At 47.1% G+C, this 21,421-nt stretch carries 20 protein-coding genes and 1 tRNA gene; 16 read left to right on the forward strand and 5 right to left on the reverse strand.

Annotated elements, in window-relative coordinates:
- The first annotated feature begins 60 nt into the window (after positions 1-60).
- A complete protein-coding gene (locus ACS18Q_RS18175; protein WP_441258153.1) occupies positions 61-1,929 on the forward strand; it encodes a methyl-accepting chemotaxis protein in 1,869 nt (622 codons plus the stop codon).
- Between the two features lie 75 nt (positions 1,930-2,004).
- On the opposite strand, the gene brnQ is transcribed toward ACS18Q_RS18175, so the two are convergent.
- From brnQ to ACS18Q_RS18195, 4 genes are all read right to left on the reverse strand, one after another.
- Positions 2,005-3,306: a branched-chain amino acid transport system II carrier protein gene (brnQ, locus tag ACS18Q_RS18180; protein WP_394625226.1), complete on the reverse strand. Its 1,302-nt coding sequence runs from the start codon at positions 3,304-3,306 to the stop codon at positions 2,005-2,007.
- Positions 3,307-3,786: 480 nt separating this feature from the next.
- Positions 3,787-3,975 carry a hypothetical protein gene (locus ACS18Q_RS18185; protein ID WP_158108632.1) on the reverse strand — a complete coding sequence of 63 codons (189 nt, stop codon included), beginning with the start codon at positions 3,973-3,975 and terminating at the stop codon, positions 3,787-3,789.
- A gap of 39 nt (positions 3,976-4,014) precedes the next feature.
- Positions 4,015-6,378 (reverse strand): fatty acid cis/trans isomerase, encoded by a 2,364-nt coding sequence (locus ACS18Q_RS18190; RefSeq protein WP_441258154.1) that lies wholly within the window; start codon positions 6,376-6,378, stop codon positions 4,015-4,017.
- A 63-nt stretch (positions 6,379-6,441) separates the two neighbouring features.
- The gene (locus tag ACS18Q_RS18195; protein ID WP_441258155.1) at positions 6,442-8,058 is read right to left on the reverse strand and encodes a VRR-NUC domain-containing protein; all 1,617 of its coding nucleotides are present in this window, start codon (positions 8,056-8,058) and stop codon (positions 6,442-6,444) included.
- A 275-nt stretch (positions 8,059-8,333) separates the two neighbouring features.
- Here ACS18Q_RS18195 and ACS18Q_RS18200 point away from each other — a divergent pair, with 275 nt between their 5' ends.
- The 11 genes from ACS18Q_RS18200 (at position 8,334) to ACS18Q_RS18250 (ending at position 16,694) form a co-directional block, all read left to right on the forward strand.
- Entirely contained in the window at positions 8,334-8,876 is a 543-nt protein-coding gene (locus ACS18Q_RS18200; RefSeq protein WP_172563001.1) for a DUF3332 domain-containing protein, read from the forward strand.
- A gap of 291 nt (positions 8,877-9,167) precedes the next feature.
- A tRNA-Gly gene (locus ACS18Q_RS18205) sits at positions 9,168-9,242 on the forward strand.
- Between the two features lie 951 nt (positions 9,243-10,193).
- Positions 10,194-10,685: a hypothetical protein gene (locus ACS18Q_RS18210; protein ID WP_441258156.1), complete on the forward strand. Its 492-nt coding sequence runs from the start codon at positions 10,194-10,196 to the stop codon at positions 10,683-10,685.
- On the forward strand, positions 10,682-11,038 hold the full coding sequence (locus tag ACS18Q_RS18215) for a hypothetical protein (protein ID WP_441258157.1): 357 nt from the start codon (positions 10,682-10,684) through the stop codon (positions 11,036-11,038). Before ACS18Q_RS18210 ends, ACS18Q_RS18215 begins: the two co-directional genes overlap by 4 nt.
- Complete coding sequence (locus tag ACS18Q_RS18220; protein ID WP_441258158.1) at positions 11,029-11,721, forward strand: hypothetical protein; 693 nt, start codon at positions 11,029-11,031, stop codon at positions 11,719-11,721. The genes ACS18Q_RS18215 and ACS18Q_RS18220 overlap by 10 nt, the downstream gene beginning before the upstream one ends.
- Positions 11,722-11,786: 65 nt before the next feature.
- Complete coding sequence (locus ACS18Q_RS18225; protein ID WP_441258159.1) at positions 11,787-12,656, forward strand: viperin family antiviral radical SAM protein; 870 nt, start codon at positions 11,787-11,789, stop codon at positions 12,654-12,656.
- 89 nt (positions 12,657-12,745) lie between these two features.
- Positions 12,746-12,949, forward strand: a complete 204-nt coding sequence (locus ACS18Q_RS18230) for a ParE family toxin-like protein (RefSeq protein WP_420794686.1) — start codon at positions 12,746-12,748, stop codon at positions 12,947-12,949.
- 393 nt (positions 12,950-13,342) lie between these two features.
- Positions 13,343-14,065: a carboxymuconolactone decarboxylase family protein gene (locus ACS18Q_RS18235; protein WP_441258160.1), complete on the forward strand. Its 723-nt coding sequence runs from the start codon at positions 13,343-13,345 to the stop codon at positions 14,063-14,065.
- A gap of 81 nt (positions 14,066-14,146) precedes the next feature.
- Complete coding sequence (locus tag ACS18Q_RS18240) at positions 14,147-14,617, forward strand: (R)-mandelonitrile lyase (protein ID WP_441258220.1); 471 nt, start codon at positions 14,147-14,149, stop codon at positions 14,615-14,617.
- A gap of 124 nt (positions 14,618-14,741) precedes the next feature.
- On the forward strand, positions 14,742-15,851 hold the full coding sequence (locus tag ACS18Q_RS18245; RefSeq protein ID WP_441258161.1) for an alpha/beta hydrolase: 1,110 nt from the start codon (positions 14,742-14,744) through the stop codon (positions 15,849-15,851).
- A 219-nt stretch (positions 15,852-16,070) separates the two neighbouring features.
- Complete coding sequence (locus ACS18Q_RS18250) at positions 16,071-16,694, forward strand: winged helix-turn-helix domain-containing protein (RefSeq protein ID WP_441258162.1); 624 nt, start codon at positions 16,071-16,073, stop codon at positions 16,692-16,694.
- A gap of 75 nt (positions 16,695-16,769) precedes the next feature.
- On the opposite strand, the gene ACS18Q_RS18255 is transcribed toward ACS18Q_RS18250, so the two are convergent.
- Positions 16,770-17,288, reverse strand: coding sequence for an RNA methyltransferase (locus tag ACS18Q_RS18255; protein WP_004728082.1), 519 nt, complete (start codon positions 17,286-17,288; stop codon positions 16,770-16,772).
- A gap of 225 nt (positions 17,289-17,513) precedes the next feature.
- Between ACS18Q_RS18255 and ACS18Q_RS18260 the strand changes: the two genes are divergently transcribed.
- The 4 genes from ACS18Q_RS18260 (at position 17,514) to ACS18Q_RS18275 (ending at position 21,348) form a co-directional block, all read left to right on the forward strand.
- A complete protein-coding gene (locus ACS18Q_RS18260; protein ID WP_441258163.1) occupies positions 17,514-18,626 on the forward strand; it encodes a Fic family protein in 1,113 nt (370 codons plus the stop codon).
- Between the two features lie 248 nt (positions 18,627-18,874).
- Entirely contained in the window at positions 18,875-19,714 is an 840-nt protein-coding gene (locus tag ACS18Q_RS18265; RefSeq protein WP_441258164.1) for a class I SAM-dependent methyltransferase, read from the forward strand.
- Between the two features lie 349 nt (positions 19,715-20,063).
- Positions 20,064-20,507, forward strand: a complete 444-nt coding sequence (locus tag ACS18Q_RS18270) for a DUF2000 domain-containing protein (protein WP_441258165.1) — start codon at positions 20,064-20,066, stop codon at positions 20,505-20,507.
- A gap of 427 nt (positions 20,508-20,934) precedes the next feature.
- Positions 20,935-21,348, forward strand: a complete 414-nt coding sequence (locus ACS18Q_RS18275) for a GNAT family N-acetyltransferase (RefSeq protein WP_441258166.1) — start codon at positions 20,935-20,937, stop codon at positions 21,346-21,348.
- Positions 21,349-21,421 lie beyond the last annotated feature (73 nt).

A 21,421-nucleotide genomic window follows, 5' to 3' on the forward strand; every position in this document is an offset into this window, starting at 1 on the left:
TCTTAAACGGTCTGCTCGTACGTTGTGGCCGTTTTGTATGATCTCAACTTAAGGCATCGAATGAAATTTCAACACAAAATTGTAGCCGCTTCTTCTTTGTTGCTGCTGGTGACCGTCGGACTGATGAGTACCCAACAGTACTTTTTAGTCAAAAAGGAAATGACTTCGCAATACGAACGTAGTGTGAATGAAATTGTGGGGGGGGTGAAAAACACAACCCAGGAAATCTTGGATGCCAAACAATCGTTAGTTAATTACAGTGTCTCGTTGATGGAGCAAAACTTCGACAAAGACGCGATCCTCAATGTGCTGATGCAACCGCAAATCACTCGCACGTTCGGTATTGCGGGCGCTGCATTTGAAGCTGACGGCAGTTATATTTTTAATAACAACAGTCTTAAATTGCCAGCGGCATGGGATCCGAGAACGCGTCCTTGGTATCGCTTGGCGAAACGTGAAAACCGCCTGGTCTTCACTGAACCGTACTTGAATCTAGAAACCCAAGACATGGTGGCATCCATTGCTGTGCCGTTGCGCCAGCAAGGCCATTTTGTCGGCGTAGCCGTGTTTGATATGAATTTGTCGAGCTTGGCTGAGATGATCAACAACGTGGATCTGTTCGGTGCTGGTTACGTGTTCCTTGTGTCGTCGAATGGGATGACCGTGACTCATCCTGAGCAGCAGTACACTGGGCGTCCGATGTCTGAATTTCTGGGTGGCGTCGATGTCACGCAAAATGTGCGTCACGTCATGCTTAACCACGTCAGTCACACGCTAGATTTCAGCAAAATTGAAGGCCATGATTGGTACGTCGGTGCGATTCTGAATGAGCAAATTGCTTATCAACCCGTGCGTGCATTATTGAGCCGCTCACTTTGGTTTGCCGTGTTGGCGGTTGTCGTCAGCATGGGATGTTTGATGATGGTGTTGCGTGCGCTGATGAAGCCGCTTGCTCAAGTTAATGATGCGATTGAAAACGTCGCATCGGGCGAAGGAGACTTGACGCAGCGTCTTCCTACCGATACTGATCAGGAATTTGCTGAGCTGGCAAACAGCTTCAACTTGTTTACCGCGGATCTGCAAAAACGCATTCAAGATACACAGTTGATTGCGCAAGACATTCTAAGCGGCGCACGTATCTCTTCGGAAAACAGTGAGAAAACCGAAACGTCCATTCATTCGCAATTGATCGAACTGGAACAACTGGCGACGGCGATGAATCAAATGACGTCGACCGCGCAGGATGTAGCGAGCAACGCCCAGAACGCAGCAACATCTGCCCGAGAAGCGAAACAAGCGGCTGAACACGGATCAAGTGTCGTGGTCGCCACCACTGAATCGATTGATGAGTTATCTTGCCGTATTGATTCTGCAGTGAACGAAGCGCAGCAATTGGCGATTGCCGCCAATAACATTGAATCGATTTTGAAAGTGATCAGCGATATTTCTGACCAAACCAACTTGCTGGCACTGAATGCGGCGATTGAAGCGGCACGTGCCGGTGAATCTGGCCGCGGCTTTGCGGTGGTTGCTGATGAAGTCCGTTCGCTGGCGCAACGGACACAGCACTCAACGCTGGAAATTCAAGACATGATCTCGCAACTGCAATCAGGCAGTAGCGCGGTGTCTGATGCGATGCGATTGAGCAAAGTGACGGCGGAATCTGCGGTGAAACATGCGCATGAAGCCAATGCGGAAATCAAACGCATTCAGGGGGCGATTATGCAAATCAACGACATGAACACCCAAATCGCGGCGGCGGCGGAAGAGCAAAGCTCGGTGGCGGAAGAGATCAATAACAACACTTATCGAATTAAGGATTTGTCGTCGCAGATTGTGGTTGGTTCGCAAGATGTGCGCACCGCAATGAAGTCGCAGATGGAAAGCATCCATCAACAAGAAGATATTCTGAGCAAATTCAAAGTTTGAGTGCTGCGCTGAACAGAAAAAAGCCCCGAAATTCGGGGCTTTTTGCGTTTTGATAGCGAGCGTTTCACTCAACGATTAGTTGTCGGTGACTGCGCGGGCCATGGCAGGGCGAGCCAATGCACACAGGCCGCTTGCCAGTGCGAGAACCACGGCAGTCGGAACAATCCACCCCGCGTAGTAGGTGTACAGCGGTAAGTATTGGCTCAACACCGCGTCAACGTTGGCAGGCATACTTCCCAAAATATGCAGTGCGTCTAAACCACCAAAAACCAATGCGGTTGCCACTGTTGCCAACACGCCTGACATCGACACCATGCGTTGCAATGGCGCAATAAACAGCAGGGCAATCGCAATCGGGTGCAGTGCGACAACCGCTGGCAACGTAATCGCCAATAGTTGTTCCAAACCGATGTTGGCGACTAAAGCCGAGATGATCATCGTCACCAAAACGCTATTGCGGTACGACACGTTCGTAAACGTACGGCTGTAGAATTCACTGCCCGCTGTCGTTACACCGATGACTGTTGTCAAACAAGCCAAGACCATCACGGCGCCGAGTAACAGTGTGCCAAAGACGCCGAAGTGCTCAGTGGTAAACGTGGTTAAAATGTCACCGCCATTGGTGAATTCACCGCTGCTGGTTGCGCCGATGTAAGCCAAGGCAATATAAACCAGCGCCATCGCAACGGCGTACATCAACGCGGCAATTAAGGTGTACTTGGTGATGGCTTTAGGGTTGTTCACGCCCATGCTTTTAATGGCGCGGAAGATCACCCAACCAAACCCGATGGAACCCAATGCATCCATGGTCATGTACCCTTGCGTCACCCCTTCAGCAAACGCCCCTTTGACATAAGCGCCTGTCGCGGCCGACACACCTTCATTAGGGAAGAATAGGGCAGCCATCGCCATCACAATCAGAATCGTTAACAGTGCAGGCGTTAAGAACTTACCCAAGTTGTCGACCAATTTCCCCGGATACAGCGAGAACAGCACCGCAACCACGCAAAAGACAATCGAAAATGGCACGAGCGCGTGGTCGCCAAAAAATGGGCTGAAACCGAATTGGTACGCCACGGTAATTGCACGGGGAATCACAAATGCAGGACCAATGACGATGAACACCATGATCCAGAATGCAGTGGCTAAGCGGCGCGGCAGCACGGCAGTGAGGTTATCAGAGCCGCCGACCAGAGCGACGATCACCAACGCGAAGGCGGGTAAACCGACACCGGCTAATAGGAAGCCAGCCATGCCTTGAAACAGGTGTTCACCGGCTTGATAGCCCAAAAACGGGGGAAAGATAAGGTTGCCGGCGCCTAAATACATGGCGAAGGTCATAAAGCCCAAAGCGGCGATGTTGCGTGCACTTAACATAGTCTTCCTCAAAGATGTCAGCTTTGAAGTTTCCAGCAAGTGAGTAGTTGAAGACTCTGCCAGTTACTTCTCACTGACAGAAAAATAAAATAGCCTGTCAGCCCCGGTTGAGTTCCAGAGAGAGCAGGAGGAGTAGGTCGGCTGCGATCACTTGTCGGCGACGGTGCTGCGAACAAATTGTGGATGCGATGGCTGACATACAAAATCCTGACTGACAGAAAAATCGGGAGGTGAATCCGCCCTGTGTGAAACTGTTATAAACGGATGCCCTATAACATGGCAACCCTTTAATCAGTGAATGGTGGATATTTCTATTTTTGAGGTTTTATTTGGTATTATCATCTAGAAAACAAACTTTGAAACAAAATGAACCACTTAACATTATTGCAATACAGTGTGTTTTTGGGTCAGGTGATTTCGTTGTGATGTCGGCGCGCAGAGCCGCGAGGGATGAAAAAGGGAGCCATCAGGCTCCCTTCGTTAACGCCAGTCGTCATCCATAAAGGTGCGACCTTCAAGCGAATAGGGGTCTTCGTCAAACGGATGCTCTATTTTTCCCCGTAGGCGTTCGAGCTTTTGCTCCAGCATGTTGACGGTGTCGTAGTCCCCTTCAGAGCAAGCGATATAAATTTGTTGCTCCAATGCATCAATGTTTTCTCGAATGTTCATCTCGCACCTCCTGATGACTAAACGTGAAGTTGAGCGTTTTTATCGATTCTCAAATCTATTGTAGTCAAGTAGACCAAATTCGATAGGTTGATCGTGTCGATACCAAGCGTGAACCTGATCGCTGAACGGCCAGAATTGCGGTGAACTGCGGCGAATCGCGAATCGATCCAATAGCTTGACGTAATCGTCTTCACTGTCGAGGGTTTGCAAACGTTCAACCAATTCCGGAATGTCCTGCTCTTTGAGATTTAGGTACGCAGCCGGATAGCTTCCGATCACCCCGCGAACGATCGTGAGATCATCGTTTTTATAGTCCCGATTGTTCTCTTCATCAAACAAACTCGAGATATTGGTGTGCGCATTTTTGTGCAGCAACGTGAACAGTTGAGGTTGTCCTTGATCCGATTCGATCATGATCATGAGGATTTGCGGAATCGCACGCAGGCCCTCGCCTTTGATTCGGCTGATACTGGCCAGCGCCTGCTCATGTGTTGGCGTGAAGCCTGTATCCACGATGTCGTAGCGCGGCGTCAGAATGGGGGAAACATGCTCACGCAGTTTATCAAACAGCTCTGATTTGTAATCGGTGGTTTGATAGTGCACTTGCGTGGGTTGGTCGAACGGTTTCACGTTGCGCAGCAGATAATCAGAAAACTGCGGGCTTTGATCCGCATACCAGCTCGACATCTCTTGGTGGCGCACATCGCGCGGCAGCAAGGCGACAAAGTTACTTTCACCTTCCATACGCAAGAAGTCCATGAACATACGGGTAATCAGCTGATGACCGAAGTTACCGTAGACATCGAATCCGGCCACCAGCAGGTAGTGAATGCGCTCTAGGAGCGCGTAATCGATCACCCAAGCGGTTTTCGGCTTTTCGCCCACTAAGCCTTGTACCACGGAGGCACTGTCGAAATGGCGGAAAATCGTTAGTGCCGCGCTGTGATTGGTGCCATTACCATCCCAAATCACGTCTGTGGAAAGATGCGTTCCGTTTTTGAACCAGCGGTTTGTGAATTCAGATTTTGCCTCTAGATAGCGCGCCTGCTGCTTCGAAAAGCGTACCCAGTTGCTCAGCGGCAGCGTATTGCTCTCCAGTTCGCCGGGCAGTTTGAGGTTTTCGGCCTGTGAATGATAGAACTCGTTCACTTCGGGCAAATCAGCTTTATCGGGATCAAGGAAGAACACCCAGAAGCGATCGTTGATCACATTCAACGCCAACTGACCACGACAGACCGGCCCTTTGATGTACGCCATGATGGTGTTTTGGGCGTTATCGAGCATGAACTTAAAGCGGGCTTTGACCGGCAGCTCAATGAAGGCGGTCATCGGGTTGGCTGACACTTGTGGATCGTAGCTTGGTAATGCATCAACCGCGTATGGGGCATCGATAAACCACGCTTTCCAATCGTGCATCCGCTTCATGTTGAGCGCAAACGGCATGTGCGTCTTATCGACGATTGTGCCTTGTTCTGGAATCAGGCGATAGTACACGCGATCAACGCCAGGATCATCGTATGGACGGCGCGTGGTAATGCGTTGCACAGGCTCGCCGGGTGGCGTTGCCGAGCGCACCATGCTAAAGAAGCGTGGTCGACCATCGTCGGTCTTGATGTCCGAAAAATAGAGGTGTGACAGGAATAAATGTTCGTAGATGTAGCGCGATGCGAGGCGGTTTTTCAACGCATCAGCATTAAACAGCGCTTCATATCGATTCACCAACGACTGCTCTTCTAATGTTAACGGTACGTGTTCGTTCATCACGGCACCATTTTCAAGCCACGTCATCAGCGTGTTGTATTCGCCTTTCGCTAAGTTTGGCATACCAAAGGGCATGCCCCAATTCGGGTAGTTATGTTGGTATGATTCGTACTCTTCAATTGTGATGCACTGTTGTTCACGATCCGTCGAGAAATCAAAGCCTTCCAATTGATCTTGTTGCGGCAATGGATGCGCTTCTTTCTGTGCTAACAGGCGCGCCATTAACCCCGCTTGCAGGTTGGCTTCTGGCGTTTGGTCGCGTTCATTCAGTACCGGATGAAAATTGAACTTGCGCCACTCTTCGGTCAACTGAGCGTCTTCAAACAGGCGAGTGGGCGTTGCCGCGGTCAAACGGGTGCCTTGGTAGACCATGTCTTTGCTACCGCCCCGATCGATGCCTTCCACCGAGGACATTTTTAACTGACACGGCGCATCATAACAGGCGTGACACACCACGCAGCGTTTGTCGATAATGGGTTTGACTTGGTCGAGAAAGAAGTGGGCTTGTGCAGATGCGATCGGCGCTTGACGATCGCGAACCTCAGCTTTACCAAAGATCTGGTCATAGTTCAGACCCGCGAGAACGGCACAACCCGAGAAGAGGGTGACCAAACCAACAACGAATAATTTACGGAACTTCATTCAGTTATCTTATTGATTAAATTTGCCCTAATTAAAGCAAAGAGCATCGCAGATCACCATCTTTTAGGTGGAATGATTCACGTAACAGACGGAAAAAGGCACGTTTAAGCGGGTAAATTGCGCCATCCAACGCCACTGATTGTCTTGTAATTTATCGCCCGGGCCTTTGACTTCTATCCATTCAAATTGCCCGTCTTTGAACACAATCAAATCGGGCATGCCGTTGCGATAGAGTTTGAGGTCGCTCAATTGAACGCGAAACAGTTCGGCGAGCAGTAACCTTGGCAGCGCTTGGTCGGTTAACGTAAACAAGGTTTCATCACAGTCGGCCCACAACACGAATGGGTTTGCGAAGGCGTATTTTTCTTGCCAGCGTGCCCACAACGGTGCAACGCCACTGCGCGCCAATTGTTCAAAGGCGGCTTGAATCCATGGTTCGCGTTTGGCGATGAAATCGTCGTGATACAAATCCAGCGGTGCGTGTTGATAGCGGTTGAGAAAGGCGCCTTCCACTGGTGCGAATATCGCGTCCCAAAAACAGAGGCCGAAGAGGGTATTGAGAAACTGATTTTCCAGGTAATAGACCTGATAACCCTGTTGCTCGAAGTGAGATTTCACCGCCAGTTCGACCCGCTGCTGAGATAGATCCAGCGTAAGATGCCGCGTTTGATGATTTGGCTTGGCGCTGCGAGGTACGGTTTGACCTTGTAAACGCAACACGCGCTGCTTGAGCTTTTCGGCCACTTCAAATTCGGAATGATTACGTGGCTGAGACAACATATTCGTGACAATGTCACTCATGGTATCCACATCTTGCAGTTTATCCAGAATTCGCGCTTGTCGTTCACGAGTGGGCATGACTTCGGTTTGGCGATAGAGCGCCAAGGCAGCGTCAAACGCACTGTGCCGTTCGTAATCGCGCGCTAACTGATTTATGACATGCTGACGCTTTCGCTCCACATAAGGGTGGTCACAAGCGCTTGGTAGCAACGTCACCCAATCGTCTAGCTCGGAGGGCGTCGGTTTGGGACAGGTTTCGTAATGCGCTTGAATGTGGGTTAAGCGCCGCAGGACATCCACTTGGTCGCGATGCTGAAAGAAGCGGCGTTCGCGGCTGAGTTGATAGTCTTCGAATTGATTCAGGCCAAGGTCGTCGAGTACAAACTGTGAAAAATCTTGATGTGTGTTGGCAAAAAATAGGATCAACAACAGTGCAATCATTTCGCCTTGATTGAGATAGATGACTGTAAACGGCAGTGATACCGGCTGAGTGGGTGGCTCGTCTTGCAGCGCGGCAATCAGGGCCTCTTTTTTCAACTGCTTGGGCAGGTGGGGATAACTGGTGAGGAGCTCAGCTTTGGTCAGTAGCTCACGGGCTAACGTTGCCGCATCGATGTCTGGGTTCAACACCACAAAACCGCTCTCGGACAACTCTTGGCACGCTTGGGCTTGATGGCGGATTTCCCGATATTCAGTTTTGTCACTGCGAAACCAATTGCCTTTGCGTGACAACAAGCGAACCAGCAGACACTGCGCATCGTGGGACAGGCGATCAAAATCGTGCAACCAGCGCTGCTCATCACTGTGCAATAAATCGAAATACCACTCTGTTGCATGAGCGGTCAGCTTCTTAAAGTTCGTCAGGTAATAGTCGTCGGGCAAAACGGGCAGTGTGGGCATGAAGTCTCTGTTGTTCGGCATTGCGCTTAAGGGGTCAGTCATCATAGCGCGTCAGAAGAAGAAGTTCAGCGTGAAATGAGTCGATGGTCTTTGATTTGAACGATTGAAGGTGAGGGCGGTGAACGCCGCACTTTTCATCACCAACACGTTGCATTTGTTCTCAAAGCAGAACCACGGTTCAAAAAAAACACGATTTTCGTGGAAAAACCAAACACATGTATACCTATGGTCTACCTTGAATAAGGGAAACAACAACAAAATCAGTGGTGAAGGATATGAAACGTAAATCGTTAGTGATGGCAATGGCTGTCGGCTTAGGCATTAGCTCTTTAACCGGTTGTATGGGACAAATGGCAACAACGGGTCTTGTGACCAAGTTTAACTTGGAAGTGGTGGATAACCGCTACGGCCGTGAAGGCTTGTTCTTGTTACTCTCGCCGGTGTACGGTATTGCCTCAATTGTCGACCTCTTTATCGTCAATGCCGTGGAGTTCTGGACCGGTACCAACCCCATCTCAGGTAAATCACCTGCAGTGGTCGATAAACCGGCTGATACCATGTTAAAAGTGAACGACAAATTGGATAGCTCGTTGACGGAGACGCCACTCGGCAATCACTCCACCATCAAAGACACCCAATGGAAACAGATTGACGAACACACCATTGAGATGGATGTGACCTACCTCGATGGCACACAAGAAACACTGCGCGGTAAGAAAATGGAAGCGGGCGTGGCGTTTTATGTGAATAACGAATACGTCACGACGGTGTCCAATCAAGAGCTAGAGAACTACGTCGCGACGACGCGTCTGCAATAAACAACGCAGATCATACAGCGAACCCAAAGCCTCCCTGTGGAGGCTTTGATGTTTTTTGAAGAAATAAACAATTTGCCCTGTTGGTGAATGTGGCCGCCATTAGTTGACTAGTTGATGTTGGTGGATGTCGGGTGATGTTGGTTGATAAAACACCAACGTTTCCGCGAAAACGTCCAATTCCTAACTCGCTGATGTACAATTGTTTATTAACTATGCAAACGAACGCAATTTAGTAAAAAAACGGTTTTCTTTTTCTGAGCCTGTGGCATATTAGACCCATCGCTTCGATGCGCGGGCATCGTATAATGGCTATTACCTCAGCCTTCCAAGCTGATGATGCGGGTTCGATTCCCGCTGCCCGCTCCAAGTGCTTTCCTTGATACAACATCCCTAAGTTTTAATCAGTCCCCTCACGCTTCATGGCGTGTTTTGTCGTGTTTAGAGTTCAAGCTATGGGACATCGCTTATTTTGTTGATGGCTAAGTGGCGTTTAGGGGTTAGATGCCGATAAACGAATGCTTTGGCTACTTAACTCGATTGAACTAAGCCAAAATCTACGATTTAACCTGGCCAACACTCTGCTAGTTTGTCCAAACTATAGTTTTATGAACCGTCAAGATAAAGATGTTGAGGTTTTACTTAAAACTAGAATTAGGCGCGATACTGCGTCTAGTCATTGATGTGATTGGCCTCAACGTTGATGGAAGGTCAAGGGATACTGACTGGAAACATAAAGGTTGGCGCGAGCTACATATCGCAGTCGATACTAGTACCCACAAATATTTGTAGTATAGATGCCTAAGTAAAAGAGATACGTCGCAAAATCATGAAGATATAAGTTGATGGTGCTTATTATACAAAGAATTGCCATGATACCATTTGGTTTAAGTGAGCTGTTCGAGTATTTCGCGAAAGAACAGCATTTGGGGAGCTAGAGAATCCTCATAACGACTCCATACGGGATTATTATTTTAATCACTCTCTATCAGAGACGGAAATGTATCTAGCAAAACAGCTACTAGGTGGAAAACTAATCCAGGGAAGTTGATATGCCTAAGCCTCGGAATAAATTTACAACACTTGGACTATCTTTTGTTTCAGGTTTAATCAACATATTTCAGCCATGCATCCTCTCAGAGGTAAGTAACAAAGCCTACGTGATGAACTTTCTCGTAGAATGATACGATGATTCTGCCGAAACTTTGCTAGAACCAATTGTTTAGGTTCGTTAAGAGGCTGTCGATTGGCTAATTTTGCAAAGAAGAATGGAGAGGAAAATGTAGGGTGTATTACTAATAAAATAGTTGGATAGATGATATGAAAAACAATAAATACATAGGTGCGTTAATTTGGAAATGGTTAAAATTCACCGTTAAATGGGTTTGGTTATTAAGTATGTTTGCTCTGGGGGTATCGATATATAAATTTTTGCCACCAGCAATGTTTGAATATTCATATTCAGTGTCAGAATTGGATTTGATCGAAACTCTATTTATTATTTCATTGGTGATGTTTGTATATCACTATATAAAACTTTGTTGCTGCACCGATGCTCCTTTTATTCGTAAACTCATCAGCCCCTGGGTGCATCAAGCTCATGTGATATTAGTTTTTTTTCTTGTAGGGGTGGTCGCAGTTCTGCTTTTTGAGTTCAACATTGATGATTTTAATAAAATGCCATTGATTGATTTAGTCAGTTATGTGCTCATGTCTACGGCACTCCTATACAGCTATAGTCGTTTGAGAAAATATCCACAAAAGGCCGTTATGAAAGTAGCGCCCGTTGTTAATGAAGGGGCAGCGGAATGAAACGTATCCATCTTTTAGCTGGACTTTCTTTGTTATCGGTAGGGCAAATGAGCTATGCCTTTGAACACTCTTCTGCTAAGCCAGGAGATGTTGCGTTTTTAGTATCGTCATGCCAGGAATACATAGAGTTATATAAAAAGAAAGATGAACCACGTTTTGCAGCTTACCTAACTACCTCAAAAGAGGAAAGCTTTCGTGCTGGCTACTGCCTAGGATCTGTAATGCATGCCAATAATACTTGTCGTTATGGGCATAGTACTAATTCAGTCTATCGCTCAGCAGAAGTGATTGCTTCGATTAAAGATAGTTACTATTCAGAAACAAAATTATTGAAAGATATTGTATGCCGTTAGTCAATACCAATCAGGCGGTTCAACAGCTATTTGGGGTTGATGGTAAGCATCTCCGTTCCAAAGCGAACAGTTATTTACGCAATGGTACGATTCCATCATCGGCAGTGGTTGATGATGGATTTTCTGATTCTGAACTGGGGAAGAGAGGTAAAAATCTGCTCAAATCACAAGCAGTTGATTGTTTATTTAATGCCTTAGTCTTGGATGCTTTTTTCAATGATACCAAGTATGTAAAAGATATCTTTGAAAACGAAAAAACGAGAACCAAAGCCGCTAAACTGTGTGAAGAAATCTTATTTGAAGCGCAATCTGTGAATGAAAGAGCAAAGTTGATCAATGAATCACAGCTTTTTCTAATTCAACTTAGTGATGAAAAATTTGAATTACGTGAGAAAAGAATCACTAGCCCGTTTACAGAGCAGCGATTACCGCAGATGGATATCGCAAATACGGGGCTATTGTACCGGTTACTTCGTTCTCAGCGTTTAGCCCTTACCTATAAAGAGTCATTGCTTCTTTGCCTATTGGAAAACGATTTTGTTGGGGCAGTGAATGTTGCTGACCAAATAGATTCGAGACTAATGGCTGAGGACCATCTGTTAGCTACGCTCGTTATACGAGTTCGCCAAGACTTTCAGGAAGCCGAATCTTTTCATTCTTTATTAAGTATCCTGCCTGACTAAATAAACGCTTTTTTGTGCAGTGCACAAATCAACACTACTCCTGACAACCAGAAGGAGTAGTGATTATGAATCATGCAAAACAATTAGTTATCAACTATCACATCACAGAAAAATGTAATTACGACTGTCATTACTGTTACGCAAAGTGGGCAAAACCAAACGAGCTTCATCGAAACATGGCTGACATGAAGTTAATGCTAAGCAGATTAGCCGACTACTTTCTTTCCCCCAATTCCATTCAGCAACAATTGGGTTACCAACGCGTTAGATTGAACTTTGCGGGTGGTGAGCCATTACTGCTAAAGCAACGTTTTATTGAGGCGTTAGACTATGCAAGAGAGCTAGGTTTTGATGTGTCGATAATTACTAACGCTCATTTAATTACTGACGAATTTATTGCTCAGCATTCTCATAAACTTCAAATGTTGGGTATTAGTTACGATGCTTGTAATCCAGAGGTTCAGCAGCAATTAGGGCGTTCGACATCATCAGGTAAGATATTATCTGCAGAACGTCTAGGATCAATTTTTCAGCAAGTAAGAGCGGTTTCCCCTCAGACAGAACTAAAAATTAATACGGTCGTCAATCAATTTAATACTAAGGAAGACTTCAACACTTTAATGGAAACTATTCAGCCTGATAAGTGGAAAGTTTTGCGAGTTTTACCTGTTTTTGATTCTATCCAAACCATTCGCGACGAGCAGTTTGATGCTTTCGTTGAACGTCACCAATCTATATCGCATTTGATGTCAGTTGAGAGTAATGACTCAATGACGAACTCCTACCTAATGCTTAGCCCGGACGGCTCTTTTTTCCAGAATGGTAACGGTTCAGATGGCTATTTTAAGAGTCGTCCTTTGATTTTTACAGAAATAGAAACAGCCTTAGCAGAGACGGGCTTTGACGTTACCAAGTTTGCGCAACGTTATAAGTAGGAGGTGATATGATCTCGAAATATGTAAACGTTAATGGCGACGTTGAAATAGAGCTCGTTGCTTCTAAGGCATCTCCAGTTACCATGGAAATGGCAAAGTTATTGATCATGAAAATATTTAAAGGTGAGGTTCGTCAAGGCACCAGAACTAAAGTGCTACAACGAAATAAAAGGTGGTTGAGCTATAGGATTAACCGACGTTACCGCTTATTAGTTAAGCGTAAGTATTCAATGGTCGGCCCGTACTACTGTATGAGTCATAACGAGTTCGATAAGTGGGTAAATCACCATTAGCTAATGAGAGGTGGAGCAATACTATTCAACGCTCCCTAAACTAATAGATCTCTAAGGTCTGTCAGTAGATCATGGAACATGATTTCTTAGCCAAAGTGTTCGGTCGTTAGGCCGAGCACTTTGAAAGAAAGACTGATTCTATGCTTCATTCAGTTTGGAGTTTTGCTCAACGGGCTCGTATCTGCATCGTTTCCCGTTCGATAGGCTTTCAATGTGCAGGATGTTTATGATTGTAACTTTGTGTTTGCGTTGAATTCATGATTCTCAAAAAAAGATTTGCTCAGGAAGAATAGGCAATAAATAGAAGTTTCTAGGCAATGGTTAGCGCGACCTGCCTTGGTAAATTGGATCACTCATTTCCCGATCCACATTTACTCATGGAAGGTACTTAGAATGTTGAAGCTCACCGGTTTTCGAAAGTTCTGCTCGCTCCTCATGCTGACATTGGCCTGGTGGTCCGCTACCACAAACGCCTCGGCCGCAGATGCGTTGAGTCCCAAAGATCGCGCCTTGATCCCTGTTGCGGCATTTACCGCTAGCGGTGATATCGAACAGCTCAAAGTCAGTTTGAATGAGGCGTTAAATACAGGTTTAACGGTTAACGAACTCAAAGAAGTGTTGGTTCAGTTATACGCGTATGCGGGCTTTCCTCGCAGTTTGAATGGCTTAGCTGCCTTTATGACGGTGCTCGATGAGCGTCAAAGCCAAGGCATTACCGATGTGCAAGGCAAAGCGTCGTCCCCGTTGCCAACCGATGTCTCGTCCTTGGCATTTGGCGCTGCCAACCAAACTCGATTAGTGGGTGCCGAAGTCAAAGGCCCGTTGTTTGATTTCGCGCCGCAAGTGGCTGACTACCTCAAAGCGCATTTGTTTGGCGACATTTTCGAGCGCGATGGGTTGAGCTGGAAACAGCGTGAACTGGCCACCATTGCTGCGTTGGCCAATATGAGCGGCGTCAATAGCCAACTCGCTGCGCACTACACCATCAGCATGAATAACGGCGTGTCACCAGCCGAATTGACGGATTTTATCGCCGTGCTGGATGTGTTGTGTGGTGCTGAGATTGCAGCAAACGCTCAACAGGTTCTGGAACACGTCTTAAAAAACACACCTTAATCGAATCAATCCCAATCCAATGACATCCCCAGTTCAATGATATCCCCAAAGGAGCAGATGATGAACAAAACAACCTCGCTGATGCTTGTGGCAGCAACGACCGTCGGAAGTTTCACGTTCAACAACGCGTATGCTGCAGATGACAATGCGCAGCACGTGTATCGCGCGCAAGATTTGCAATCGTTTGAAGGGCCAGAGAACTTATTCACTGGCAAAGTCCGTGTCGACATACTGTTTCCTGAGAATGAAACCGCTCATTACAGCGCGGCATACGTGACGTTTCAACCCGGCGCTCGAACCGCTTGGCACTCGCACCCGGCCGGTCAGCACATGATTGTGACGCAAGGCGAAGCCTTAACGGGAACACGCGATGGCAAAGTTATCCACTTTCATCAAGGTGAAAGCGTGTGGTGTCCGCCGAATGTTGAACATTGGCACGGCGCAACACCGAATGCGGCCATGACGCACCTGGTGGTGACCGCTTCTGCGGACGGGAAAAATGTGGTGTGGAAAGAGAAAGTCACTGACGAGCAGTATTTGAGTTGGCAATAAACCATAAAGCAAGTTTGGAAGAATAGGCAATAAGTCGAGACAATCTTGCTACAGGTTCAGGGGATTCCTTTGACACAATAGCGCTATCGAAACGCCAATTCACTGTTTTACGGAGACGTTAATCATGACAACACAACGCGAAATGACCGCCGCTGCCAATGCAGAAAAAGCGCCAAATGAAGGACGTCGTGACGTACTCAAATTAACCGGCGCAGGCTTAGTTGCATTAGGAGTAGGCTCAATGACTTCACACAAAGTAATGGCACAAACTGAACTCACCTTAGGTGACGAATGGGATAAAACTTTCGTGAAAAGCGACAAAGTTGACCACAAGAAAGTGACCTTCAAAAACCGTTATGGCATTACGCTCGCGGCCGATGTGTATCAACCGAAACAAACCCATGGCAAACTGGCGGCATTGGTCATCAGTGGCCCCTTTGGCGCGGTGAAAGAGCAGTCTTCCGGTTTGTATGCACAGACCATGGCTGAGCGTGGCTTCCTAACCATTGCCTTTGACCCGTCTTACACTGGTGAAAGTGGCGGCGAACCGCGCAATGTGGCGTCTCCAGACATCAACACTGAGGATTTCAGCGCTGCTGTTGATTTTGTGGGGCTACTGCCGAATGTTGATCGTGAACGTATTGGCGTCATTGGTATTTGTGGCTGGGGTGGCATGGCTCTGAACGCTGTTGCCATCGACAAACGTGTGAAAGCCGTTGTTGCGAGCACCATGTATGACATGACACGCGTGATGTCTAAAGGCTATAACGACAGCGTGACGCTGGAGCAACGCACACAAGCGTTAACGCAACTCGGCCAACAACGTTGGGCAGATGCCGAGCAAGGTGAACCCGCTTATGGCCCAGTATCGCTTGAGTTAAAAGGGGGAGAGCCACAATTTGTGGTGGAGTATGCAGCGTACTACAAATCGCCTGAACGTGGCTTCCATCCACGCGCGGTGAATTCGAACGCGGCTTGGACACTGACCACGCCACTGTCGTTTATGAACATGCCGATTTTGACTTATATCGCCGAGATCTCACCGCGTCCGGTGTTATTCATTCATGGTGAAAATGCGCATTCTCGCTATTTCAGCGAAACCGCGTACGAAGCGGCCGCCCAACCGAAAGAACTGATGATCATTCCGGGGGCAAACCATACCGATTTGTACGATCAAATGGACGTGATCCCGTTCGATAAAATGACGTCATTTTTTCAATCGCATCTTGCATAAAAAATAGGTTAAACTATTGCCAGCTCAAGGCTAGTCAGGTTTTGGCTGGCAATAGTACGAAAGTACCAAATCTAACTCTAATAAAAATAACCTATTCATTTTTCTAATAAAGTCATTCAAGATTCTACACAAATAGCGATATTCTCAAATGGTATGATTCAGTGAATCAAACCTTGAAACAACTTTATGAAAAATACGGTTAGTTGAGGTTGCTATTCAATGGAAACACCTAACGACAAAGTCGTCATCAACTCTCGCTTTCTGTTCGATGCGGTCGAAAAAAGCTTAACGGATGCGTACGACGAAAAAATCATTATTGGCGACAATGAATCCAGAATTCTGACGCTACTGACCAGCCATCCCAACGCGGTGCTGAGTCGAGAAGATATCTATCAACAGGTGTGGGTTGAACGCGGCAATAAAGTTGATGATTCCAGCTTAACGCAGTCTATTTCGTTACTGCGTAAGGTGTTGGGAGATAAGGCCACAAATCCCGAATACATTAAAACAGAAGCGCGCATTGGTTATCGTTTCATTGCGCCAGTCGATCCGGTGTATTCAGTCATTCCACTGGAAGAGTTGGTGGAAGTGGCGGAGCAAAACGTGCAGCCTGCGGCGAATACGCATCAAACGCCGGCTTATCCCGAACAGCGCTACATCAATAGTGAATTTCATCGTGAATTTCGGTTGAACGATGACGAGATGCAGCGTTTTCCGTCAACCCGTTGCTTGTCACAGCTCATCACGCCACTGATGGTCACCTTGATCACGGCGTTATTGCTGCTGGATTTTAATGGCGCGCAAAGCATGCTCTCTTTCCTTTATCGTCGCATTCTTGAGTAGCCATGCAGCAAGTGAAATGAAATCCGCTTGTGTTGATAGCAGATAAACAAAAGGGCCTTTCGGCCCTTTTTCGCTTTACGCGAGCGTTTTGACTTTTAAACGGTTTTTGTTGTCGCGATTGGCCGTGATTTGCGCTTGATCGTCGATCGTACCGAGCGTTTTCGCTAATCGGTCGTACATCACCACATTGACTGTTGCCGCAAGGTTCATGCAGCCGTTTGTTGGAACGTAAACCACGTGATGCGCTTGGTCGACCACGTCTTGTGGCAGCGATCCGTCCTCTGGGCCAAACAGATAAATCGCGTTTTGCGGATGAACAAATTGGGGCAGTGCGGTTGCACCAACCACCAACTCGACACAGACGATCTCAACATCGGGAGCAAGGTCTGCGGTCAGGTCTTCCATTTCCACAAGGGCGATCCGTGCTTTGCTGTTGTGCGTGTCGGTCTGAAATTTCACTGCGCGATTATAACGTGTGCCGTTGTAACGCACTTGTGTTGCGTTGTAGCAACCGGCAGCGCGCATCACTGCGCCGACATTGGTTGGACTTTTCGGATTGCTCAATCCAATGATGACCGTTGATTGTGTTGTCATGACGGGGTTCTACTTCTGTATTGCAATTGGAGCGATTGCTCGCGAATGGCGGGATTATCGCTCTTACGCCCGCGAAGTGCTAGGCCAGATGGCGTTTTACTCATTTGAGAGAGTGAATGAGGCGAATAAAACGACTAAACGAATCACATGATGATTTGATTAAGTGATTTAATCGCATTATATTTTGATGTGAATAACGATAACTTTCGCATCAGAGGTCGCATTATGTGGATTTGGCAGCAGGACAACTGGCCGCACTTCACCTGGGATTCCAACACGATTGCCCCGATGGTGAGACAAACACGTCTGAATCAAGGCATTCTGCTGGGCAAAATCACCAGCCAGTCGCCTGATCAAAAACAGAGCATGCTGGATACCTTACTGGCGAACATCGTGCATTCCAGCGCGATTGAAGGGGAGACCCTCAACGCTTTCTCCGTGCGCTCCTCATTGGCTAACCGACTCGGTTTGACGGAAGAAAGACCGTTTCCTACGACAGAACAAACCGATGGTTTGGCGGAAATCATGCTCGATGCGGTGGAAAATTTGGATGCACCGCTGACATTAGAACGCCTATTGCACTGGCATGATCGATTGTTTCCCGAAGGCTACACGCTGTTTAATCCTGTCGTTGGCGGCCAACTCCGAGGTGATGCGCCGATGCAGGTGGTGTCTGGACGCATTGATAAGCCGACGATCCATTTTGAAGCGCCGGCTCGGGCGCGTTTGGACCAAGAGCTGGCCACGTTCATCGCGTGGTTTAATGACTCAAAACACGAAGCGTCGCTTGATCCACTGATCCGTGCTGCCATCACCCATGTATGGTTTGTGACGCTGCACCCGCTAGATGACGGTAACGGCCGCATCACGCGGTTGCTGACTGACTTGGCGCTGGCGCAAGCTGAACAACAATCGGTGCGCTTTTACGCCATGTCGGTGTGTATTCTTGCTAACCGTAAAAGTTATTACGACATCCTAGAGCAAACGCAAAAAGGCGACTTAGACATCACCGCTTGGCTGGTGTGGTTCTTCAATACATTGGACGAAACCTTTGCCGAGGTACTGAAAGAGATCGATCAAACCCTATTTAAAACTCACTTTTGGCGCAACGTGGATCAAACCAAATTAACCGCCGAGCAAGCCAAAGTGCTCAATCGAATGCTGGATGGCGATTTTGAGCAGGGCATCAACACCTCGCAATACCACAAAGTAGCAAAAGTCAGTAAACCCACCGCAACCCGTCATTTGGCCGCGCTGGTGGAATTGGGTTGCTTAGTCAAATCCGACGCCGGAGGTCGAAGTACTCGATACCAATTAGCGACCTCATACCCAATATAAGTCTTATTTCATTCAATTATATGCCTTGAATTTGATATAGCGTCGACTATTCAAAAGTGGAACTCTGTATAGTAAATGCAAGTGAAAACATGCAGTTAACTATTAAGGTTCTCAATGAATCTCGAGCAATAGGACGCGATGATCAATGAAATGAAAGGTATGAGAGTGTTTGGTCACATCCAAGCGTCGAGGAAACTTTCCTTTGTGCGTGTATGGATAAACAATCGATCAAAATCGGAATGACAAACATGTTTAAAAGAATGAATGAGGCCACTGCGAAACCTAACGTTTGGTCTCAATACACGGCTGACGTGCTGTGGACCGATCGCCATATCGCGCAAAATATGCTTGAATGCCACCTAAACCCGGATCTAAACCTTGCTTCCAGAACGGCGGCTTTCATCAATGACTCTGTGGCGTGGTTGATGCAGGAATTTTTGCTCGATGACTCGTCTCAGGTGATCGATTTTGGCTGTGGTCCGGGGCTGTATACACATCGCCTCAAAGCCAATGGTATTGGAACGGTGGTTGGATTGGATTTTTCTCAAAATTCACTGAACTACGCCATTGAGCAAGCCGAAAAGGCACAGCTCAATATTGAATACCACTACGGAAATTATCTGCAATACCAAGATGCGCGTCAGTTTGACTTGATTACGTTAGTGATGTGCGACTTCTGCGCGCTCAATCCAACTCAGCGGTTGGCTTTACTGCAAAAATTTAAATCGCTACTGAAGCCGAATGGTTCTATTGCGCTTGATGTCTACACAACGACACGTTTTCTAAAACAGCGTGAGTCGTTGTTGCTTGAGAAAAATGCCATGCAGGGCTTCTGGAGCCACAACGATTACTGGTGTATTCAATCTTCCTTCAATTATGACGATGAATCGGTGACGCTTGATCAATATGTCATTGTTGAAGAGGGTAAGACTTGGACTGTTTACAATTGGCTTCAGCATTTTTCAGTTGAGCGCTTGAGTGAAGAATTAGAAGCCGCAGGCCTTGAAATCAAAAAACAGTTCAGTGATTTGAAAGGCACGCCGTTTAGTGACGGCGATGAAATGGCTTTTGTCATCGGTCACAAGTAATTCGTTCTTAGCGGTTTCACGTGAAGGGGCTTTTGGCCCCTTTTTCACGCCGGATTCTATACATGGTTTTGACAAGGGGAAAGATACATCACGTGATAGACTTTCGCTTTAAACCTTGGATAAACTACTGCGATATCAATGTCTCATCGCGTTATTGATGGCATGCTGCGCAGCCGACGCATACCCGTGCCTCAAGCGAATGTCACTCAACCAAGCGTTTTCGGCGGCGGCTTGCACAATTTTCAACGGCGACCCACCATGCAGTTGGCCGTGTTCTCAATACGGGTCTTTTGGGTCGCATATGGTTTCACACCCTTGTGGTGTTCATTGAAAAGAATTAAGGATCGTTATGATTGATTTTTCTACGTTACCTGATGAAAGCTCAAAACGTTTTATCGCGGTATTGAATAAAAAAGTGGAGATGGGACGCCTGTTTAACGCGCTGGGCCACATGACAGCGGGGCTAGTCGGTCAAATTGAAGCGGTCGATGACCTTTGTTTTCTACAATATCAAGATAAAGATGGCGGCACGCATCCGTCCATTTCTCATTATCCTTTCATCGTCTTGAAAGCAGACAACTCTAATAAAATTCGAAAAGTGCGTGAAGAACTACTGCAACGCGGTCTTCCATTCACGGATTTTACAAACACCATGATCGTCGGCTCGTCTGAAGAACAAGTGAATGCGACCGCAGAAACTGCAGAACAGGATCTCGAATACTTTGGTATCTGTATGTTTGGTGATGCCGCTGAGCTGAAAGAGTTCACCGGTAAGTTCAGCTTATTTAAGTAAGGGTGACTGAATCTCGTTGCACCCAAAGCCCGGCATTGACCGGGCTTTTTTACGCGGATAAATCAGCCATTTTAGTATCTGATATCGAAAAAATGGTGATTCCGAAAATTAGCAGACAACATCGTCGAATGGCTTCACAACCTGGCGAGTTAAAGGCGCTGTAAACGCGTTCGCCTTGTGAGATTTCAAACCGTTAGCACGGTGTCACACCAAGCGTGACCGTTTAAGAATCGTTACAAACAATGCGGCATTCTGCGTTCGATGAACATTGACCTTGTTACCACAATCGTTAACTATGTAATTGATTTTACGTCATAAGGAAGTCAATCGTCATCAACAGGTTCAATGGAATTCATGGTGACATTGTCACGTTTCGGTTGTTCACGGGTAACCGGGTTTCGAGATTCAACACAGAGCGAGTAAAGGAATGGCCATAACATACGAAGAGAAAGTCCCAAGCCCTGCAGAATTTTGCGAGATGCGCGTCAAAGCAGGCTTATCCCCAAAGTCGTTACAAGCGGCCACCACTGCACTACCGAATAGTTTGTACGCCGTTGTCATTCGAGATGGCGACGAGTTGATTGCCATGGGGCGCGTGGTCGGTGATGGTGCGTGTAATTTTGAGATTGTCGATGTTGCTGTGGATCCGCATTACCAAGGCAACGGATTTGGACGAGAAATCATGGAATACATCGATCGTTATCTCGCATCCGTGGTGCTGGAAGGATCGTACGTGTCGATGATTGCCGACCGCCCCGAGTTTTATGAAAAACTCGGCTATACGCTGGTGGCGCCGGCAAGTCATGGTATGACGAAAAAGTTTACGCCCCGCACCGCTTAAATCGAGTCTAACACAGACGTTTTGGCACAAAAAAGCCCGGCATTGTCCGGGCTTTTTCATGTGTCATCGCGAA

The organism is Vibrio sp. Vf1514, assembly GCF_052076135.1.
Classification (GTDB): domain Bacteria; phylum Pseudomonadota; class Gammaproteobacteria; order Enterobacterales; family Vibrionaceae; genus Vibrio; species Vibrio furnissii.

Excerpts from the sequence above, each read along its gene's own strand:
- ACS18Q_RS18175 (WP_441258153.1), top strand. The coding sequence starts at position 61 with ATGAAATTTCAACACAAAATTGTAGCCGCTTCTTCTTTGTTGCTGCTG.
- brnQ (WP_394625226.1), bottom strand. The coding sequence starts at position 3,306 with ATGTTAAGTGCACGCAACATCGCCGCTTTGGGCTTTATGACCTTCGCC.
- ACS18Q_RS18185 (WP_158108632.1), bottom strand. The coding sequence starts at position 3,975 with ATGAACATTCGAGAAAACATTGATGCATTGGAGCAACAAATTTATATC.
- ACS18Q_RS18190 (WP_441258154.1), bottom strand. The coding sequence starts at position 6,378 with ATGAAGTTCCGTAAATTATTCGTTGTTGGTTTGGTCACCCTCTTCTCG.
- ACS18Q_RS18195 (WP_441258155.1), bottom strand. The coding sequence starts at position 8,058 with ATGCCCACACTGCCCGTTTTGCCCGACGACTATTACCTGACGAACTTT.
- ACS18Q_RS18200 (WP_172563001.1), top strand. The coding sequence starts at position 8,334 with ATGAAACGTAAATCGTTAGTGATGGCAATGGCTGTCGGCTTAGGCATT.
- ACS18Q_RS18210 (WP_441258156.1), top strand. The coding sequence starts at position 10,194 with ATGAAAAACAATAAATACATAGGTGCGTTAATTTGGAAATGGTTAAAA.
- ACS18Q_RS18215 (WP_441258157.1), top strand. The coding sequence starts at position 10,682 with ATGAAACGTATCCATCTTTTAGCTGGACTTTCTTTGTTATCGGTAGGG.
- ACS18Q_RS18220 (WP_441258158.1), top strand. The coding sequence starts at position 11,029 with ATGCCGTTAGTCAATACCAATCAGGCGGTTCAACAGCTATTTGGGGTT.
- ACS18Q_RS18225 (WP_441258159.1), top strand. The coding sequence starts at position 11,787 with ATGAATCATGCAAAACAATTAGTTATCAACTATCACATCACAGAAAAA.
- ACS18Q_RS18230 (WP_420794686.1), top strand. The coding sequence starts at position 12,746 with ATGGCAAAGTTATTGATCATGAAAATATTTAAAGGTGAGGTTCGTCAA.
- ACS18Q_RS18235 (WP_441258160.1), top strand. The coding sequence starts at position 13,343 with ATGTTGAAGCTCACCGGTTTTCGAAAGTTCTGCTCGCTCCTCATGCTG.
- ACS18Q_RS18240 (WP_441258220.1), top strand. The coding sequence starts at position 14,147 with ATGCTTGTGGCAGCAACGACCGTCGGAAGTTTCACGTTCAACAACGCG.
- ACS18Q_RS18245 (WP_441258161.1), top strand. The coding sequence starts at position 14,742 with ATGACAACACAACGCGAAATGACCGCCGCTGCCAATGCAGAAAAAGCG.
- ACS18Q_RS18250 (WP_441258162.1), top strand. The coding sequence starts at position 16,071 with ATGGAAACACCTAACGACAAAGTCGTCATCAACTCTCGCTTTCTGTTC.
- ACS18Q_RS18255 (WP_004728082.1), bottom strand. The coding sequence starts at position 17,288 with ATGACAACACAATCAACGGTCATCATTGGATTGAGCAATCCGAAAAGT.
- ACS18Q_RS18260 (WP_441258163.1), top strand. The coding sequence starts at position 17,514 with ATGTGGATTTGGCAGCAGGACAACTGGCCGCACTTCACCTGGGATTCC.
- ACS18Q_RS18265 (WP_441258164.1), top strand. The coding sequence starts at position 18,875 with ATGTTTAAAAGAATGAATGAGGCCACTGCGAAACCTAACGTTTGGTCT.
- ACS18Q_RS18270 (WP_441258165.1), top strand. The coding sequence starts at position 20,064 with ATGATTGATTTTTCTACGTTACCTGATGAAAGCTCAAAACGTTTTATC.
- ACS18Q_RS18275 (WP_441258166.1), top strand. The coding sequence starts at position 20,935 with ATGGCCATAACATACGAAGAGAAAGTCCCAAGCCCTGCAGAATTTTGC.